Source organism: Paenibacillus sp. FSL W8-1187, from assembly GCF_037965485.1.
In the GTDB taxonomy this organism is placed as follows: domain Bacteria; phylum Bacillota; class Bacilli; order Paenibacillales; family Paenibacillaceae; genus Paenibacillus_O; species Paenibacillus_O pasadenensis.
Genome location: NZ_CP150181.1, coordinates 101,146 through 120,000, shown reverse-complemented (window position 1 = coordinate 120,000; position 18,855 = coordinate 101,146). Strand labels below are relative to the sequence as shown.

The following is an 18,855-nucleotide window of genomic DNA, read 5'->3' as shown; positions in this document are numbered from 1 at the left end:
GGCAAATGCCGCCTTGCCCATGCCGCGCTTCTGCATGATGCGGCCCGCCAAGCTCACCTGAATCGCCTTCTCCTCCAGCTCCTCCTTGCTCAGATCGCCGTAGGCGGAGGCGATTCCGCCCGCGGTCGCGCTGCGCTCGAACTTCGCGCCGAACGGATCGACCCCCAGATCGCGCAGCTCGTCGAGCTTCGCGCGCCGAATGCGCAGCAGCTCGCTGAGGTCCTGCTCCTGTGTTTCCACCGTGCCGTTTTCCTGATTCAATTCCATTCATCTCCTTGTCGTTGCCCTTATCCATAAAAAAGCTCCCTAACATTTAGGAAGCTTGTGCTTGCCGATCGGTTGTAGGAGCCGCTTATTTCTTGATGTCTACGATACGGTACTGAATGGCGCCAGCAGGAACGCTTACTTCCACGGTCGTACCCTTCTTCTTGCCGAGAATCGCCCTGCCGAGCGGGCTCTCGTTGGAGATCTTGTTCTGAAGCGGATCGGACTCGGCCGTGCCGACGATCGTGTACTCCATCGTGTCGCCGAGCTCCAGGTCCTCGACCGTCACGATCGAGCCGACGCTCACCGTGTCGACGCCGATATCCTCATTGTTGATGATGCGCGCGTTGCGAAGCATCTTTTCCAGCGTAATAATGCGGCCTTCAATGAAAGCTTGCTCGTTTTTGGCATCTTCATACTCGGAGTTCTCGCTGATATCGCCATATCCAATCGCGACTTTGATCCGCTCGGCCACTTCACGGCGTTTGACCGATTTGAGATTCTCCAGTTCCTCTTCAAGCCTCTTGAGTCCGTCCTGAGTCAGAATCACTTCTTTGTCGCTCATTGCCGATTCTCCTGTCGTGGCGTATTTGCTTGGCACCCTGCTGATGGATCACGCAGATCATGAAAGAGGTAGCCGGGCCGCAAACGCGCGCCGGACGGCCCCAAGAACAGTCGGTGCAGGATTATATTGCAAGATTATATGCAATTGCTCCCGGCGTGTCAATGCGAGCGCATGGCGTCCTTGCCCTGCGCCTGTCCAAGCAAAAAGCACCCGTGGCGCCTCTGAAGCTCGGAGGACTGGCGGATGCCGGAACGGACTCCGAGTCCGAAGCGGCGGCGCTAGACCGCCGCCGCCGCTTCTTCCTGACGGAGAGATTCGATATAGCTCTCGAGGATCCGGACCATGACGTCCCGGCTCGTTTCTTCCATGATGTGGTCCTTGATGCGGGCCGCGCCCTTGAGACCCTTGAGGTACCAGGCCAGATGCTTGCGCATCTCGCGGACGGCGACCGCTTCGCCCTTGAGCGCAATGAGCCTGTCCATATGAAGAATGGCGATCTCCATCTTCTCCTGGGCGTTGGGCTCTGGAAGCAGCTCGTCATGCGTGAGGTAATGGATCGTACGATACAGCATCCACGGGTTGCCGAGCGCCGCGCGTCCGATCATGACGCCGTCGCAGCCGGTCTCGGCGATCATGCGCTTGGCATCCTCCGGCGAGTTCACGTCGCCGTTGCCGATGACCGGGATGCCGACCGCTTCCTTGACCTGGCGGATATAGCTCCAGTCCGCATGTCCGGTGTAGAGCTGCTCGCGCGTCCGGCCGTGAACGCTGACCGCCTTGCCGCCTGCACGCTCGACCGCGAGCGCGTTGTCCACGACGAAGATATGCTCGCTGTCCCAGCCGATGCGCATCTTGACCGTGACCGGCTTCTGGACGGCGTCGACGACGGCGCTGACCATGTCGTAGATCTTGTTCGGATCGAGCAGCCAGCGCGCGCCGGCGTCGCATTTGGTCACTTTAGGGACCGGGCAGCCCATGTTGATGTCGATGATGTCGGCGTTGGTCTCCTTGTCGACGACTTTGGCTGCTTGCACGAGCGAGTCGCGGTCGCCTCCGAAAATCTGCAGGCTGAGCGGCTTTTCGCGCTCATCCACGAACAGCATCTCGCGCGTGCGCTTGTTGCCGTGCACGATCGCCTTGTCGCTCACCATCTCCGCGCAGACGAGCCCGGTTCCGAACTCCTTGGCGATCAGGCGGAACGCCGGATTGCAGACGCCGGCCATCGGCGCGAGCACGACATTGTTCTTCATTTGGATATCGCCTATCTTAAGCATGTTGCCTACCTCTTTTCTATCGCAGACCGCCGCTGGCCGCGGCCGTCAACTCTTCATAATCGATGCCGAGCGTGTCGGCGATGCGCGCCAGCAGCTTCGGCTCCGGCCTGCGCGTGCCGCGCTCGAGCGAGCCGAGCACGGCGACCGAGACGTCCAGCTTGTCGGCGAGCTCCTGCTGCGTGTAGCCTTTCAGCTTCCGGAAGGCGCGGACCCGCTGCGCCAGTTGATCGTGTTCCATCGGGCAATGCCTTCCTTTCCTTCCCGTAATGCCGCCTCGGCCATCGCCTCGGCCCGTTCCAGAAGGGGATGATCCTTCTCCAGCACGTCCGCCAGCGGCGTCATCACGAACGCCCGCTCCAGCATCCGCGGATGAGGCAGCTCGAGCTCCGGCGTATCGATGCGGGCATCGGCGTGCAGCAGCAGGTCGAGGTCGATGACGCGCGGGCCGTTGCGGAACTCCCGCACCCGTCCGAGCGCCAGCTCCAGCTCCAGCATCCGCCGCAGCAGCGCCAGCGGATCGAGCGTCGTCGACAGGCGGGCCGCCATGTTGAGAAACGCCGGCTGATCGGCATATCCGACCGGGTCGGTCTCGTAGGCGCAGGAAACGTCGGCGACGGAAATGCCGTCCGAGGCGTCGAGCAGCTGCAGCGCGCGCGCCAGCATCCCGCTACGGTCTCCGAGATTGGAGCCGAGCGCGATGTAGGCGGAGCAAGCCGCTGCGCGCGGAGCTTCGGCGGCCGGCCCGCTAGGCGGGAACGATTTGTCCATGCTCATCCCGCTTTCGGACCAGTTCGACGACGACTCCGTCGAAGAAGATCTCGAACGGAGGATTAGGCTTGGTGACGCGAACGGTCAATTCGTTAATGCCAGTATAAGTGTCCAGCAGCACCGTTGCAATACGCCCGGCCAGCGCCTCGATCAGCTTGAACGGCGGCCCTTCCACGATCTGCTTGGTCCGCGCATGCAGCTCGGCGTAGTTGATCGAGTGCTCCAGCTCGTCGGTGCGGGCGGCCATTTCCAGGTCCAGCTTGAGGCTGAGATCGACGCGGAACTGCTGGCCGAGCTTGTTCTCCTCCGGGAAAACGCCGTGATAGCCGTAGAAGCGCATGCCAGTAAGTGTCATTGTATCCATTCGATTACCGTCCCATCCTTTCGTAGACCATGGCGTCCATCATTGCGGCCGTGCGCTTGATCGCGCCGACATCATGCACGCGCATGATCTGGCAGCCCTGGGCGATGCCGAGCGCGACCGTCGCCGCCGTGCCTTCGGCAAGCTCGTCCACAGGCAGGCCGAGCGTATCGCGGATGAACCGCTTGCGCGACGTGCCGAGCAGCACCGGATAGCCGAGCTCCGACAGCTCCGACAGCCGGCCCATAAGCTCGAGGTTGTCTTCATGCGTCTTGGCGAAGCCGATGCCCGGATCGAGCCAGATGTCCCGCTCCCGCACGCCTGCGGCCAGCGCGATCTCCACGCTGCGCTGCAGATCGGCGATGACGTCCGGCACCAGGTCGCGGTAGTCGCGCGCCGCGCGGTTGTGGCTGAGGATGACCGGACAGCCGAACTCGGCCGCCACCCGCGCCATTTCGGGATCGTCGCGCAGCCCCCAGATGTCGTTGATGATATGGGCGCCGGCCTCGAGCGCGGCGCGCGCCGTCGCCGGCTTGTACGTATCGATCGAGAGGGGCAGCTCCGGCAGCTCCGTCCGCAGGCGCCGGATGAGCGGCACGACGCGGCGGATCTCCTCCTCGAGCGGCACCGGCGTGAAGCCCGGCCGCGTCGACTCGCCGCCGACGTCGATTAGGTCCGCGCCCTGCTCCGCCATGAGCCGGGCATGCTCCAGCGCCGCGTCTCCCTCGTGATGCCGGCCGCCGTCCGAGAACGAATCCGGCGTCGCGTTGAGGATGCCCATGACGAGCGTCCGCCTCCCGACGGCAAGCTTCGTCCCGTCCGCCCATTCGTAGCTCCGTTCAGGAACGGCATGCTCCGGTTGTCTTCTATACATAGGCTTGCCTCCTCGCCGCCGACGGCGGCTTCATTTGCAGCTCTTTCAGGTGTCCGCAGAGGGCCGCGAGCCGGCGTCCTCCCGATACTGCGCCAGCAGCTCGCGGACGACCGGACCGGCGGCGCGGCCGGCGCGCGGATGTGCGGGCTCTCCGTCCAATCCGGCCAGCGTCGTGACCGGCACGAGCTCCTGCACCGAGTTCGTCGTCCACACCTCGTCGGCTTCCAGCAGCGCCTCCCAGCTCCAGCGTCCCTCGCGGACGGGATGACCGGCGGCTTGCGCCAGCTCGAGCACCCGCTCCCGCGTGATGCCGGGCAGGATGCCCGTGTCGAGCGATGGCGTGCGGACTTCGCCGTCTGCGACAAAAAACAGATTGCTGACGATTCCTTCCGCGAGCCGGCCGTCCGCGGTCAGCATCAGGCCCTCGGCTCCCGGAGCCGCATCCGTATCCGCCAGCTCCCGCTTGGCGGCGATGCAATTCATATAATGAAGCGACTTCAGCCGCGTGGCGAGCTCCGGCGTATTGCGCGGAGTCCGCAGCAGGCGCAGCTCCCGGCCCCGCTCGTACAAGCCGGGAGCGGCCGCCGGCAGCGGCTTGACCATAACGAGCTCCTGCGGCTCCTCGTAATCCCCCGCCGGCAGGCCGAGGCCGCCGTCTCCGGCGGAGACGGTCAGCCGCACGTACGCGTCGCCTGGCAGCCCGTTCGCCTCCGCCGTCCGGCGGATCAGCGCCTCCAGCCGCTCCGCGTCCGGCTCGTACCGGATGCGCAGCTCCCGGCAGCCTTCGGCGAGCCGCCGCAGATGCCGCTCCAGCAAATACGGCCTGCCGCCGTAGGTGCGGAACGTCTCGAACAGGCCCATGCCATACAAAAAGCCGTGGTCGAATGCCGAGATGCGGGCATCTCCGGCGCTCACCACGGCTCCGTTATAGGCGATCTTCATTTCGAAGCCGGGGCCTTTTCCGCCAGGAAGCTACGCAGCATGGAGAGGCCGTTCTCGGTGATGATCGACTCGGGATGGAACTGCACGCCCTCCACCGGGTAGCGCTTGTGGCGCAGCCCCATGATCTCTCCCTCGGCCGTCTCGGCCGTAATCTCCAGCTCGTCCGGCAGCGTCTCGCGGCGCACGATGAGGGAGTGGTAGCGGGTCGCCGTGAACGGGGACGGCAGGCCTTGGAACACGCCCCGGCCCGTATGGTGGATCGGAGAGGTCTTGCCGTGCATGAGCCGCTCCGCGCGCACGACCTCGCCGCCGAATGCCTGTCCGATCGCCTGATGGCCGAGGCAGACGCCGAGGATCGGAATCTCGCCCTTGAAGCGCTCGATCAGCGCGAGGCTGATGCCCGCCTCGTTGGGAGAGCACGGCCCCGGAGAGATGAGGATGTGGTCCGGAGCGAGCTGGGCGATCTCGTCCAGCGTGATCTCGTCGTTGCGCTTGACGAGGATGTCTTGCTTGAGCTCTCCCAGATACTGCACCAGATTGTACGTAAAGGAGTCGTAGTTGTCGATGACCAGGATCATGCGTCCATCCCCCTGTCGATTGATGCCGAGCCGTGCAGCCCGGCGTAGTGGAAGGCGCGCCAGAGCGCCCTTGCCTTGCTGATCGATTCGCGGTATTCCCGCTCGGGATCGGAATCGATCACGATGCCGGCGCCCGCCTGGATGTGCGCGACGCGGTCCTTGACCGCCATCGTGCGGATAATAATATTAAATTCCATATCCCCGCTATAGTCAATCCAGCCCATCGAGCCCGTATACGGCCCCCGGCGCACCGGCTCGAGCTCCTCGATGATCTCCATCGTGCGGATTTTGGGCGCTCCGGTGATCGTGCCCCCGGGGAAGACGGCGCGCATGACGTCGAACGCGTCCCGGCCCGGCATGAGCTCCCCGTTCACCTGCGAGACGAGATGCATCACATGCGAGTAGCGCTCCACGACCATCAGCTCCTCGACGCGCACGGTGCCGTAGCGGGACACCCGGCCGAGATCGTTGCGCTCCAGGTCGACCAGCATGATATGCTCGGCCGTCTCCTTTTCGTTCGTGCGCAGCTCGAGCTCCAGCTCGGCGTCCTCCTCCGGCGTGCGGCCGCGGCGGCGGGTGCCGGCGATCGGCCGCGTGTACAGCTTCCCGTCCGCGAGCTCGACGAGCAGCTCCGGCGAAGCGGAGACGAGCTGGAATTCCGGCGTCCGCAGCAGGCCCATGTACGGCGACGGATTGATGAGGCGCAGCCATTCGTACAGTTCCTCCGGCGAGGCTTCCATGGCTTTTTGCTGCCGCAGCGAAAGGTTCACCTGGAATACGTCGCCTGCCGCGATGTAGCGCTGGATGGCGCGCACGGCGTCCTTGTACCGCTCGCGGGGAAAAGGACTGGTCGCATCCGCGGGAACGTCCGGGAAAGGAAGCTCGGCGCCCGCTTCCGTCCGCTCCAGCAGCTCCCGGCGGGAGCCGGCATGATGCAGCGAAGCCGGCGACGAAGCCCAGGCGGCCCATTGCTCCAGCAACTCGAGCGCGCGGGCGGCAGCCGCGTCGTAGGCTAATCTGAGGGCCGCCTCGCCGGCGGCGGCCTCCGAGCCTTCGCCCGCCAGGGCGGCCAGGGGAGCCTGCACGGCGGCATAAACGCAGCGCTGCTCGCGGTCATGGATCCACAGCTCGTCCAGCTGCAGGAACAGCGCCTCGGGCAGCTCCAGGTCATCGGCCGCCAGATCCGGCAGCCGCTCGATGGCGCGCGCCACGTCGTAGCTCCAGTAGCCGGCGATGCCGCCTGCGAACTTCGGACCGCCCGGCAGGCGCGGCGCCTTGCGCCCGTCCATCCAGCGGCGCACCGCCTCGAGCGGATCGGCGGCGATGGCCTGCGACGGCTCGTAGCCGCCGGCAGCGCTGCGCGTCCATACCTGCGCCTCGCCGCCCTTGGCCCGCAGCACGGCCGCCGGTTGCCGGCCCAGATACGTATAGCGGCCCGTCTTGCCGCTTTCGAGCAGGATCGAATACGGCTCCTGCTCGTGCCATGCCGCCTCCCATGAAGCCGGCAGCGCTTCTCCGTACGGCAGGTCCATTCGCGCCAGCACCGGCAGCGACGCGTAGCTCGTTCCGTCTCGCAGCCATTCCTGCCACTGCTCCCATGAGATGCAGATGTTCCCCTTCATTCGTTGCGCCTACCTCGCCTTCCGTGCTCGCTCTCTGTCTATCGCCTGATCGTATCGTGTCGTCGGTGCAAAATCAAGAGTAGAACACAACCGATTCCCGCTTCGCGGACGGGAACTCGTTCCGATCTCCCTGGAGCCCAGATTCCTGTGAATGTATTCTCCCAGAAAGGAAGGAATCCGGCCTCCAAGGGAACCGCTGCCGCTTCTCCACGAGCCCCCGTCCGCTTCGCTCTTCGGTTTCAACTATTGCCTATGGGCTGGCTTCCAGAAGGATCGGAGAAAGGCTCGGCTTGCGCAGCGAAATGGCTTGTCTGCAGGACGTCTTCTTTTCAATGAAAAAACCGCCGGTCCCCTCCCGAAGGAAAGGCCGGCGGCCGGAAATGAAGGATTAGTTCTCGAAGTTGAACAGCGCGGTGCTCAGGTAGCGCTCGCCGTTGGAAGGAACGACCGCGATGACGCGCTTGCCCGGTCCGAGCTTGGCTGCGACCTGCAGCGCGGCGGAGATGGCGGCGCCGGAGCTGATGCCGACGAGCAGGCCCTCTTCCTTGGCGGCGCGGCGAGCGTAGTCGAACGCTTCTTCATTTTCGACGGTGATGACTTCGTCGTAGATGTCGCGGTTCAGGATATCCGGGATGAAGTTGGCGCCGATGCCCTGGATCTTGTGGCCGCCCGGCTTGCCGCCCGACAGCAGCGGAGATGCCGAAGGCTCGACCGCGACGATCTTGATGTCCGGGAAGCTCTGGCGGAGCACTTCGCCGGTGCCGCTGATCGTGCCGCCCGTGCCGATGCCGGCGACGAACGCATCGAGCTTGCCGTCCAGCGAGTTGATCGCTTCCACGATCTCAGGTCCTGTCGTCTCGCGGTGAATTTTGACGTTCGCCGGGTTTTTGAACTGCTGCGGCAGGAAGTAGTCTTCGTTCTCGGCCGCGAGCTGCTCGGCCTTCTTGACCGCGCCGTTCATGCCCTCGGCTCCCGGCGTCAGCACGAGCTCCGCGCCATAGGCGCGCAGCAGGTTGCGCCGCTCAAGGCTCATCGTCTCCGGCATGACGAGGACGGCACGATAGCCCTTGGCCGCTGCGACCATGGCCAGGCCGATGCCCGTGTTGCCGCTCGTCGGCTCGACGATCGTCGAGACGCCCGGCTTGATCAGGCCTTGCTCCTCGGCGACGTTGATCATGCTGATTGCGATGCGGTCCTTGACGCTGGATCCCGGATTCTGATACTCAAGCTTCACATATACTTCCGCGCTGCCTTCCGGCACCAAGCGGTTCAAGCGGACAAGCGGAGTATCTCCGATCAGTTCGGTCACATTCTGCACAATTCTGGCCATCGTCCAACTGCCTCCTCATCTATATTCCGACTAAAATAGTAGGTTATTAGCTGTTTCTATCTTAACAAGGCCTTTCGGCCCTTGTCAAGCCTGCGATGAAGAGACCTTTGGCCAATGTCAAAGTCTAACGCAAAACCGCTATCCGCTGGCCGATGGGGCCGGCTGCGGGGAGGCGTCGGCGCCCGTCCGAGCGCCGTATTGACGCAGCAGCCGCTGCTCGCCTTCCTTCAGCGAGCCCGCCTCGTCGAGAGCGATGAGGCGCCGCACCTTGGAGCGCAGCACCTGCTCGTCCAGCGCCGGCGGCGACTCGCGCTCCAGCAGCTGCACGAGGGCGAATCCGCCCTCTACCTCCGCCGGCCCGCCGAGCTCGCCCTCCGCCAGCTCCGCCGCCGCGGCCGCCGCGCCCGGATCGAGGAACGGGTCGCCTTCCTCGACGACGCCGAGATCGCCGCCGAGCTCCGCCGTCGCTTCGTCGAGCGAGTGCCGGCGGGCCAGCTCGGCGAAATCCTCGCCGGCCTCCAGCCGGCCGAGCAGCGCCTCGGCTTCCGCGCGGGAAGCGCTGACGATCCAGCGCAGATGGGCGCGCGGAGCCGGCCGCAGCTCCGCTTCATGCTCCTGCAGATACGCATCGACCTGCGCGTCGCTGACGACGATGCCTTGGGTCATCCACTTTTCCATCAGGAGGCGGTACATCGCTTCCTCATATACCTCGTCCCGGTCCAGGCCGAACTGGCTCTCCATCTCGCGGTAGAAGCCCTCTTCGTCGCCGTAGCCTTCCATCTGCGCCTGCAGCTCCGCCTCGATCTCGGCTTCCGTCACGGCCAGGCCGGCCTTGGCGCTCTCCTGATCGAGCGCGGAGCGGATCATCATCGTCTGCAGCACGCTCTCCCCGTACTGATCGCGCAGCCGCGCCGCCAGCTCCGACTCCGCGATCACATCGCTGCCGACGACAGCGGCCGTACCGTCGCCTCCGTCCTCTCCGTTCTCCCCGACCTGCGCTCCGACAGGCACGAGGACCGGCTCGCCGCGCAGCTGCCCCGCCAGCACGAACGCGGCCAGCACGATCATGCAGGCCGCCTGAAGGCCGATGATCGTTTTCAACGCCTTGTCTCTGCCCATGCTCCGCTTCCCTCTATTTCCCGCTTTCCGAAGTCGCTTCCTGCAGCAGCCTCTCCAGCTTGGTGCGATCGAACACATACGCTTCATTGCAGAAATGACACTGAACCTCCGCCTCGCCGTCCTCCTCGATCAGCTGGCGCAGCTCGGCCTCGCCGAGGCTGACGAGCGTCTGCTCCACGCGCTCCTCGCTGCACGGGCAGGCAAAGCCGACCGGCAGCGTCTCATGCACCGTCAGCTCGTCGCCGACGACCCAGCGCAAAATCTCTTCCGGCGTCTCGCCCTGGTCCAGCAGCGCCGTCACATGCGGCAGATGGCCGAGCGCATGCTCGAGACGGGTGATCTCCGCGTCGCTGAGGCCCGGCAGCAGCTGGATGATGAAGCCGCCGGCATGCAGCACGCTGCCGTCCACGTCCACGAGCACGCCGACGCCGACCGCCGAGGGCGTCTGCTCCGAGGAGGCGAAGTAATAGGTGAAATCCTCGCCGAGCTCCCCCGAGATGATCGGCACGCTGCCGCGGTACGGCTCCTTGAGCCCGAGATCCTTGGTCACATGCACATAGCCGGTCGTGCCGACGACGCCGGCGACATCCAGCTTGCCCTGCGCGTTCGGAGGCAGATGCGCCTGCGGGTTGTCGACGTAGCCGCGAACTTCGCCGCGGGCGTTGGCGTCGACGACGATCGCGCCGATCGGTCCGTCGCCCTTGACCTGCAGCGTCAGCTTCTCCTCGCCTTTGAGCATGATGCCCATCATCGCGCCGATGGCCGCCGTGCGGCCGAGCGCGGCCGATGCGGTCGGAAGCGTGCCGTGGCGGCGCTGCAGCTCGCGCGTAAGCTCCGTCGTGCGCGCGGCGAAGACGCGGATCTTGCCGCCCCACGCCGTCCCGCGCACCAGATAGTCCTTCGTCGTGTCGCTCATGCGATCCCTCCTGTCCGGATTCGTCCCGGTAAAATGAATCGGCGCCCCGTCCAAGCCGGACAGGGGCGTCGATGGATGAAGTCAGTCCTGATTGCGCTCGTAGATGAGGCGCAGCCCCTCGAGCGTCAGCAAATGGTCGACCCGCTCGATCGTCTCCGACTCCGCGGCGATCAGATCGGCGAGCCCGCCGGTTGCGACGACGCGGGGATGGTTGTCGAACTCCTTGCGGATGCGCCGCACGATGCCGTCGACCTGGCCCGCATAGCCGAAAATGATGCCCGCCTGCATCGAGGTGACCGGATTGCGGCCGATGACGCTGCGCGGCTTGACGAGCTCGATGCGCGGCAGCTTCGCCGCCTTTTGGTACAGCGCCTCGGTCGAGATGCCGATGCCGGGGACGATCGCTCCGCCAAGGTACGCTCCGCTCTCGTCGATGTAGTCGAACGTCGTCGCCGTACCGAAGTCGACGACGATGAGCGGGGCGCCGTACTTCTCTATGCCGGCGACGGAATTGACGATGCGGTCGGCGCCGACCTCGCGCGGATTCTCGTAGCGGATGTTCAGCCCGGTCTTGATGCCGGGGCCGATGACGAGCGGCGCATGCTTGAGATAGGTCGTGGACAGCTGCTCGAGCGTCCGCATGAGCGGCGGCACGACCGACGAGACGACGACGCCGCGGATCTCGTCCAGCGAGATGCCCGCATAGTGGAACAGGTTGTACACCATCATTCCGTATTCGTCGCTCGTCGCCGAGCGGTTCGTGCTCATCCGCCAGTGATGGAGCAGTTCGCTGCCGCGATAGATGCCGAGCACGATGTTCGTGTTGCCTACGTCAATGACGACGATCACCGCTTACGCCCTCCCTTTTTTGCCGCCGAGGTCGAGGCTGATGTCGAGCGAGCGGAACGAGTAGGTGAGCCCGCCGACGGAAATGACGTCCACGCCCGTCTCCGCGATGCCTCGCACCGTCTCCAGCGAGACCCCGCCGGACGCCTCGACGATGACATGAGGGGCGCGGCCGCGAATAAGGGCGACCGCCTCGCGCATGAGCTCCGGCTCCATATTGTCGAGCATGATGATGTCCGCTCCGCTGTCGAGCGCCTGGCCGACCTCGCCCAGCGATTCGGTCTCGACCTCGATCTTCATCGTATGGGGAATCGCCGCCCGCGCGGCCGCCACGGCCGCCTCGATGCCTCCGGCTCCCTTGATATGGTTGTCCTTGATCATGACGGCGTCGTACAGGCCGAACCGGTGGTTCGAGCCGCCCCCGACGCGCACCGCGTACTTCTCCAGGCGGCGATGGCCCGGCGTCGTCTTGCGCGTGTCGACGAGGCGCGTCGGAAGGCCGCCGAGCGCATCGATGAACTGCCTCGTCTTCGTCGCGATGCCGGACAGCCGCTGCATCAGGTTGAGCGCCAGGCGCTCACCCGTCAGGATGCTGTGCGTGCGGCCCGAGACCTCGGCGATGACCGTGCCCTTGGCTACGGCATCGCCGTCGCGTACGAGCGCGGTGAAGACGAGCTCCGGATCGACGACGCCGAACACCGCCTGCGCGACCGGCAGTCCGGCGACGATGCCGTCTTCCTTGACGTGGATGACAGCCTTCATCACGCTGTCCGCCGGAATCGTCGAGCGCGTCGTGATGTCGCCGGTGCCGATGTCCTCGGCCAGCCAGGCGCGGATGCTCTCGCGCAGTCCCGTATCGTATCCTTCCAAGCCGAGTCCGTGCTCAGCGGATCGCTGCATCATCGATCTTCTCCTCCGTCTGGCCCTGCACTCGATGCAGCACCGTATGCTTGCGCCAACGCCCGTCGTCCCGCTGCGGGAAGTCCACGCGGTAGTGCGCGCCGCGGCTTTCCTCGCGCGCCGCGGCGGATTCCGCCGTCAGCAAGGCGTTCGTCAGCAGATTGGCAAACTCGAAATCTTCGCGCTTCGTCATCTCCGTCGTGAAAAACGGCAGCTGCCGCTTCAGCTCGCCCAGTCCTTTGGCGAGACTGTCCGCGCTGCGGCGCAGGCCGATGTAGCGGACCATCACCTTCTGCAGCTTGAGCCGCTTCTCGACGACGGCCTGCCGCGACACGGCGTCATGGCCCGCGCGCTCCTCGCGCACGCGAACCTCGCCCTCCAGCGGAGGCAGCTCGTGGATGCGGTGGATGATGCGGCGGCCGAACACGATCGCCTCGGACAGCGAGTTGCTGGCCAGCCGGTTCGCGCCGTGCACGCCGGTCGAAGACACCTCGCCGCAGGCGAACAGGCGGCGGATGTTCGTTTCCCCGTTCAGATCGGTGCGTACGCCGCCCATCGTATAATGCGCGGCCGGAGCGACCGGGATCCAGTCCGTCGTCAGGTCGAGCCCGTACTGCAGGCAGGTCTCGTAGATCGTCGGGAAGCGATGGCGCACCATCTCCTCGGATTCATGCGTGACGTCGAGATAGACAAATGTCGCGCCGGTCTGCTCCAGCTCGCTGACGATCGCGTTGGCGACGACGTCGCGCGGCGCGAGCTCCAGCTGCGGGTGGTACCGCTCCATGAAGCGCTCTCCGTGGATGTTGCGCAGCACCGCTCCCTCGCCGCGCACCGCCTCGGAGATGAGGAAGCGCGGCGCGCCCGGATAACAGAGCGTCGTCGGGTGGAACTGGATGAACTCCATGTCCCGGATGTAGGCGCCGGCCCGGTAGGCCATCGCCACGCCGTCGCCGGTCGCCACCTCGGGATTGGTCGTATAGCGGTACATCTGCCCGGTGCCGCCGGTGCAAAGGATCGTCGCCTTGCCGCGCACGAACACCCGGCTTCCGTCCGGCTTCTGCACGAGCGCGCCGCAGCATTCGCCGTCCCGCGTGATGAGGTCGATCGCGAAATGGTCGTCCCATACCTCGATGTCCTCGTTCGCCAGCGCGCGCTCGGACAGCGCGCGCACGATCTCGTAGCCGGTCGCGTCGCCGTTGGCGTGCAGGATGCGGCGCTGGCTGTGCGCGCCTTCCTTGGTCAGGGCGAACTCGCCGTTCTCGCGGTCGAACTGCGTGCCCATGTTGATGAGCGTGCGGATGCCTTTCGGCCCTTCATGGACGAGCACCCCGACGGCGTCCTCGTCGCATAGCCCGGCTCCGGCGACGAGCGTATCCTGAAGATGGAACTCCGGCTTGTCCTCGTCGGAGATGACGGCCGCGATGCCGCCCTGGGCGTAGCGGGTATTGCTGTCGAGGAGCGATTTTTTGGTGATCATGAGCACCGAGCCGCGCTCGCTCGCCCGCAGGGCGGTGAAAAGGCCGGCGATGCCGGCCCCGATGACGATGACGTCCTTCTCGACGACAGGCAGGGCGTCCAGGTCGAGCTCCACCAGATATCTAGGAATCATAGGTCGGTTCTCCTCCGAACATGGGAGTAGCGCATGGCTACTTGACCAGCAGCATGCGCTCCAGGGACAGACGGGCTTTGTCGGCAACCTGCGGCGGCACGTAGATCTGCGGAGACATGTTCTCCAGGCAGCGCACGAGCTTCTTCAGGTTGTTGACCTTCATGTTCGGGCAGACGAGATACTTCGTGGCGAAATGGAACGTCTTGTCCGGGCTGTCCAGGCGAAGCTGGTAGCCGGTGCCGTCCTCGGTGCCGACGATGAATTCCTTGTTCGGCGATTCCTTGCAGTATTTGATGATCGCAGTCGTGCTGCCGACAAAATCTCCGAGCGCGACGACTTCCGGACGGCATTCGGGATGGACGACAAACTCCGCGTTCGGATATTTGGCCTTCATCTCCTCGACGTCCTTGACAGTCAGCATGTCATGCGTATTGCAGTAGCCTTCCCAGATGATCATCTTTTTGTCCGTCTTCTGCTGGACGTAGTGGCCGAGGTTTTTGTCCGGCACCCAGATGATCTCGTCGCCTTCGACCGAGTTGACGACCTTGACGGCGTTCGCCGACGTGCAGCAGATGTCGGTCTCCGCCTTGATTTCGGCCGAGGAGTTGATGTACGTGACGACCTTGGCGTTCGGATGCTGGGCCTTCAGTTTGCGGAGCCCGTCGACGTTGACCATGTCGGCCATCGGGCAGCCGGCGCGCTCGTCGGGAATGATGACCGTCTTGTTCGGAGCGAGAATCTTGGCGCTCTCCCCCATGAAGTGCACGCCGCAGAATACGATCGTGTCCGCATCCGTCTCAGCGGCCTTTTGGGCGAGCAAAAAGGAATCCCCCCGGAAATCGGCCACTTCCTGAATTTCGTCCCGCTGGTAATAGTGGGCGAGAATGATCGCGTTGCGCTCCTTCTTGAGCTGCAGCAGCCTCTCCCGCAATTCCCGGTTTTGCTCTGCCTTGCGTTCCAGAGCCAGTGCTTCCACGGCGCTTCCTCTCCTTCGGTCCATCGAGTCGCCAGCCGATTGTCACGCCGAGCCGACCCGTATAGTATGCGGCATTCGTCCCCGTCTCAATAGGGAACGGAAGCCGTTTCAAGCAAGTGAAATGATTCACATGTTACAAAGAAGTGACGAATCAGTACACCTAATTTACACTTCGCCGGGTACACTGTCAACCGACGGTTCAAGCGATTTCAAGACCATTTCCCAGGAAATTGAAACGGAAAGAAAAAAGCTCCCCGCAAGTGCGGGAAGCTGGGGAAAATCAGCGCTTGCTGGGATCGTAAGGCTCGCCGACTGCGGCCGGAGCCCGGCTCTTGCCTGCGGCGATCGCCAGCACGAGCAAAGTCAGCACGTACGGCAGCATGTACAGGAACTCGTTCGGAATCGACTTCGACCAGTCGAACAGGCCCGCCTGGAAGCGGAGCGCTTGCGTGAACCCGAAGAACAGCGCCGCTGCGGCCGCGCCGATCGGATGCCAGCGGCCGAAGATGACCGCCGCAATCGCGATGAAGCCTTGGCCGCTGATCGTCGTGTGCGAGAAGTCGTACGTCGTCGTCAGCGAGATCGTCGCGCCGCCGAGGCCGGAGAGCGCGCCGCTCAGCAGGACGCCGATGTAGCGGTACTTGGTGACGCTGATGCCGACCGTGTCGGCCGCGCCCGGATGCTCGCCGACCGAGCGCAGGCGCAGGCCGAAGCGCGTGCGGTAAAGCGCGTACCAGCTGACGAAGACGAGCAGGTAGCACAGGTACGTCGTCGGGTACGCCTTGAACAGCGCGTCGCCGATCAGCGGGATGTCCGACAGGAACGGCACGTTGTACTTGGTGAACGCGATGCCGGACAGGTTCTCCGTCTGGCCCGAGCCATTGAACAAGCTCTTGACGAGGTAGACCGTCAGGCCGAGCGCCAGGATGTTGATGACGACGCCGATGATGACCTGATTGGCCTTGAACGTGATCGTCGCGACCGCATGCAGCAGCGAGAACGCCGCTCCGAGCACGATCGACATCAGCACGCCGAACCAGGCCGACGCGCCGCCGAGGCCCCACTCATGGCCGTAATAGGTGAAGACGGCGGAGCTGAAGGCGCCGATGATCATGAGGCCCTCGAGGCCGATGTTGACGACGCCCGAGCGCTCCGAGAAGATGCCGCCGAGCGCGACCAGAATGAGAGCGGTCGAGAAGACCAGCGTCGTATTGAGCAGAAGACCGATTGTATCCATCTAGGCCGCCTCCTTCCTTTCTTCGCGCCGTTTGCGGAAGAACGGCTTGAGGAACCATTTGACGATGCCGTGGCTGGCGACGAAGAAGATGACCGCCCCGATGACGATGCGGATGATCTCGTTCGGCACGTCGGCCTCGAAGCTCATGCCGGTGGAGCCGTAGCTGAGGAAGCCGAACAGCAAGCCGCCAAAGATGATTCCGAACGGATTGTTGCCGCCGAGCAGCGAGACGGCGATGCCGTCGAAGCCGTAGCCTGGCAAGGCGTTCATGACCGCCATCGACTTGAACACGCCGAGCGATTCGAACGCGCCGCCCAGGCCGGCGAGCGCGCCGGAGATCATCATCGCCTTGACGATGCTGCCCTTGACGTTGATGCCGGCATAGTGGGCCGCGTCCGGATTGAAGCCGGAGGCGCGCAGCTCATAGCCTTGGCGGGTGCGCCACAGGATATAGTAGAAGACGAACGCGCACAGCACCGCGACCAGCGTGCCCCAATGGACGCGGGCGTTGTCGAGGATGCTGACGAGCCAGTCCATCGAGGCCGAGGCCGTCTCCTGGATGTCCTTGGAGCGGTTCTGTCCCGACTCGACCATGACGACGCGCACCATGTAGTTGGCGAGGTAGTAGGCGATCCAGTTGAGCATGATCGTCGAGATGACCTCGTTGACGCCGCGCGAAGCCTTCAGCCAGCCGGCGATGCCGGCCCAGAGCGCGCCGGCGATGCCGCCGACGATGACGGCGAGCGGCATGTGGATGAACCACGGCAGGTCGAGGTTGATGCCGATCCACGTGGCGGCCGTCATGCCGGTGATGAACTGGCCCTCGGCGCCGATGTTGAACAGGCCGGCACGGAACGCGAAGGCGACCGCGAGACCGGTGAAGATGAGCGGCGTGACCTGGCGGATCGCTTCGCCGAAATCGTACTTCGAGCCGAAGATCTTGTTGAGCATCGCTCCGTACGCTTCCCATGGGTTGTAGCCGCCGAGCCACATGACGATGGCGCCGACGAGCAGGCCGAGCACGATCGCGACGAACGGCACATAGGTCTCCTGCTTGGTGAAGATCTTGTTGAACGCTTGCACTTAGCTTTCCCCCTGTCTAAGGGCGGTATCGGACGCGGCGCTGCCGAGGGCGTTGCCCGCCATCATGAGGCCGATCTGCTCTTCGTTCTTCTCGTCGGCATCCATCTGGCCCATGATGCGGCCCTCGTAGATGACGGCGAGACGGTCGGAGAGGCCGTACAGCTCCTCGAGCTCGAACGAGACGAGCAGCACCGCCTTGCCGGCGTTGCGGGCTTCGATCAGCTGCTTGTGCACGAACTCGATCGCGCCGACATCAAGGCCGCGGGTCGGCTGCACGGCGATGATCAGCTCCGGATCGCGCGTCAGCTCGCGGGCGATGATCGCCTTCTGCTGATTGCCTCCGGACAGCGACCGCGCCTCCGTATGGATGCTCGACATGCGCACGTCGAATTCAGCCGCGAGCTTCGTCGCGTTTTCGTCCATCGCCTTGTAGTTCAAAATGCCGCTGCGCGTGTAGGGAGCCCGGTAATAATTGCCCAGGACCATGTTCTCGCTCACGGAGAAATCGAGCACGAGGCCATGCTTGTGGCGATCCTCCGGGATATGCGAGACGCCTGCCTCGGTCACCTGGCGCACCGACGAGCCGAGCAGCTCCTGCCCGTGGACGCGTACCGAGCCGCCGCTTGCCTGGCGCATGCCGGTGATCGCTTCGACAAGCTGCGTCTGGCCGTTGCCGTCGACGCCTGCGATGCCATAGATCTCGCCGGCGCGGATCTGGAAGCTGACGTTGTCGACGACTGCCTTGCCGTGCTCGCCTTGGACCGTAAGGCCGTTCACCTCGAGAATCGCCTTGCCCGGCTTGGACTTCTCCTTGTTCACTTGGAAGTTGACCGAGCGTCCGACCATCATTTCGGCCAGCTGGCGCTCGCTCGAGTCCTTGACCGCGACCGAGCCGACGACCTTGCCGCGGCGAATGACCGTGCAGGTGTCGGCGATCGCCATGATCTCCTTGAGCTTATGGGTAATAAGGATGATTGACTTGCCCTCGCGAGCGAGGGCGCGCAGAATCTCGATCAGTTCCTCGATCTCCTGCACGGTCAGCACCGCCGTCGGCTCGTCGAAGATCAGGATGTCGGCGCCCCGGTACAGCGTCTTGAGAATCTCGACGCGCTGCTGCATGCCGACGGTGATGTCCTCGATGCGTACGTGCGGATCGACCTTCAGGCCGTACTGGTCCGACAGCTGACGCACGCGTTCGCCCGCGCCCTTGATGTCGACCTTGATGCCCTTGGTCGGCTCGTTGCCGAGGATGATGTTCTCCGCGACCGTGAACGGCTTGACCAGCTTGAAGTGCTGATGGACCATCCCGATGCGCAGCTCGATGGCCTTGCCGGCGCCGTCAATGACGACCGGCTTGCCGTCGATCTCGATATGGCCCTCGTCCGGCTGGTACAGGCCGAACAGGATATTCATCAGCGTCGACTTGCCCGCTCCGTTCTCGCCGAGCAGCGCATGGATTTCCCCTTTGCGCAGCTGGAGGCTGATGTTGTCATTCGCGACGATGCCCGGGAACCGCTTTGTAATCCCTTTCAACTCTGCCACGATAGGCTGCTGTCCCATGCCTCTCTCTCCTTTCCTTGCCCTCAAGCCC

General features: G+C 64.4%; 20 protein-coding genes (1 of these 20 only partly in view). All 20 read right to left on the bottom strand.

Going from position 1 to position 18,855, the window contains the following annotated elements; genetic code table 11:
* Positions 1–267: the 5' portion of a lysine--tRNA ligase gene (lysS, locus tag NYE40_RS00535; protein WP_339279154.1), read on the bottom strand. Its footprint begins 1,251 nt before the window's first position; the window shows 267 of its 1,518 coding nt (coding positions 1–267); it begins with the start codon at positions 265–267; its stop codon lies beyond the left edge, outside the window.
* Between the two features lie 85 nt (positions 268–352).
* Entirely contained in the window at positions 353–829 is a 477-nt protein-coding gene (greA, locus tag NYE40_RS00530) for a transcription elongation factor GreA (protein ID WP_028598315.1), read from the bottom strand.
* Positions 830–1,107: 278 nt separating this feature from the next.
* Entirely contained in the window at positions 1,108–2,103 is a 996-nt protein-coding gene (gene dusB, locus NYE40_RS00525) for a tRNA dihydrouridine synthase DusB (RefSeq protein WP_339279153.1), read from the bottom strand.
* Positions 2,104–2,119: 16 nt separating this feature from the next.
* Complete coding sequence (locus NYE40_RS00520) at positions 2,120–2,341, bottom strand: helix-turn-helix transcriptional regulator (protein WP_028598313.1); 222 nt, start codon at positions 2,339–2,341, stop codon at positions 2,120–2,122.
* Positions 2,293–2,871 (bottom strand): 2-amino-4-hydroxy-6-hydroxymethyldihydropteridine diphosphokinase, encoded by a 579-nt coding sequence (gene folK / locus NYE40_RS00515; protein ID WP_028598312.1) that lies wholly within the window; start codon positions 2,869–2,871, stop codon positions 2,293–2,295. Before folK ends, NYE40_RS00520 begins: the two co-directional genes overlap by 49 nt.
* On the bottom strand, positions 2,849–3,235 hold the full coding sequence (folB, locus tag NYE40_RS00510; protein ID WP_028598311.1) for a dihydroneopterin aldolase: 387 nt from the start codon (positions 3,233–3,235) through the stop codon (positions 2,849–2,851). Before folB ends, folK begins: the two co-directional genes overlap by 23 nt.
* 4 nt (positions 3,236–3,239) lie before the next feature.
* On the bottom strand, positions 3,240–4,106 hold the full coding sequence (gene folP / locus NYE40_RS00505) for a dihydropteroate synthase (protein ID WP_339279152.1): 867 nt from the start codon (positions 4,104–4,106) through the stop codon (positions 3,240–3,242).
* A 45-nt stretch (positions 4,107–4,151) separates the two neighbouring features.
* Positions 4,152–5,048 carry an aminotransferase class IV gene (locus tag NYE40_RS00500; RefSeq protein WP_028598309.1) on the bottom strand — a complete coding sequence of 299 codons (897 nt, stop codon included), beginning with the start codon at positions 5,046–5,048 and terminating at the stop codon, positions 4,152–4,154.
* The gene (pabA, locus tag NYE40_RS00495) at positions 5,045–5,626 is read right to left on the bottom strand and encodes an aminodeoxychorismate/anthranilate synthase component II (RefSeq protein WP_028598308.1); all 582 of its coding nucleotides are present in this window, start codon (positions 5,624–5,626) and stop codon (positions 5,045–5,047) included. The genes NYE40_RS00500 and pabA overlap by 4 nt, the downstream gene beginning before the upstream one ends.
* Positions 5,623–7,248 (bottom strand): anthranilate synthase component I family protein, encoded by a 1,626-nt coding sequence (locus NYE40_RS00490; RefSeq protein WP_339279151.1) that lies wholly within the window; start codon positions 7,246–7,248, stop codon positions 5,623–5,625. Before NYE40_RS00490 ends, pabA begins: the two co-directional genes overlap by 4 nt.
* A 388-nt stretch (positions 7,249–7,636) precedes the next feature.
* Positions 7,637–8,578 carry a cysteine synthase A gene (gene cysK, locus NYE40_RS00485; protein ID WP_028598307.1) on the bottom strand — a complete coding sequence of 314 codons (942 nt, stop codon included), beginning with the start codon at positions 8,576–8,578 and terminating at the stop codon, positions 7,637–7,639.
* Between the two features lie 138 nt (positions 8,579–8,716).
* Positions 8,717–9,697: a peptidylprolyl isomerase gene (locus NYE40_RS00480; protein ID WP_052333095.1), complete on the bottom strand. Its 981-nt coding sequence runs from the start codon at positions 9,695–9,697 to the stop codon at positions 8,717–8,719.
* 13 nt (positions 9,698–9,710) lie between these two features.
* Positions 9,711–10,613 carry an Hsp33 family molecular chaperone HslO gene (gene hslO, locus NYE40_RS00475; RefSeq protein WP_028598306.1) on the bottom strand — a complete coding sequence of 301 codons (903 nt, stop codon included), beginning with the start codon at positions 10,611–10,613 and terminating at the stop codon, positions 9,711–9,713.
* 81 nt (positions 10,614–10,694) lie between these two features.
* Positions 10,695–11,462: a type III pantothenate kinase gene (locus NYE40_RS00470; RefSeq protein ID WP_028598305.1), complete on the bottom strand. Its 768-nt coding sequence runs from the start codon at positions 11,460–11,462 to the stop codon at positions 10,695–10,697.
* Between the two features lie 3 nt (positions 11,463–11,465).
* A complete protein-coding gene (nadC, locus tag NYE40_RS00465; protein ID WP_240478984.1) occupies positions 11,466–12,362 on the bottom strand; it encodes a carboxylating nicotinate-nucleotide diphosphorylase in 897 nt (298 codons plus the stop codon).
* Positions 12,343–13,968, bottom strand: a complete 1,626-nt coding sequence (gene nadB / locus NYE40_RS00460) for an L-aspartate oxidase (protein WP_028598303.1) — start codon at positions 13,966–13,968, stop codon at positions 12,343–12,345. Before nadB ends, nadC begins: the two co-directional genes overlap by 20 nt.
* Positions 13,969–14,005: 37 nt before the next feature.
* Positions 14,006–14,944, bottom strand: a complete 939-nt coding sequence (nadA, locus tag NYE40_RS00455; protein ID WP_028598302.1) for a quinolinate synthase NadA — start codon at positions 14,942–14,944, stop codon at positions 14,006–14,008.
* 280 nt (positions 14,945–15,224) lie between these two features.
* The gene (locus NYE40_RS00450; RefSeq protein ID WP_028598301.1) at positions 15,225–16,181 is read right to left on the bottom strand and encodes an ABC transporter permease; all 957 of its coding nucleotides are present in this window, start codon (positions 16,179–16,181) and stop codon (positions 15,225–15,227) included.
* Positions 16,182–17,264 carry an ABC transporter permease gene (locus NYE40_RS00445; RefSeq protein ID WP_052333094.1) on the bottom strand — a complete coding sequence of 361 codons (1,083 nt, stop codon included), beginning with the start codon at positions 17,262–17,264 and terminating at the stop codon, positions 16,182–16,184. It lies immediately after the preceding gene.
* Positions 17,265–18,824 carry an ABC transporter ATP-binding protein gene (locus NYE40_RS00440; RefSeq protein ID WP_028598299.1) on the bottom strand — a complete coding sequence of 520 codons (1,560 nt, stop codon included), beginning with the start codon at positions 18,822–18,824 and terminating at the stop codon, positions 17,265–17,267.
* Positions 18,825–18,855 lie beyond the last annotated feature (31 nt).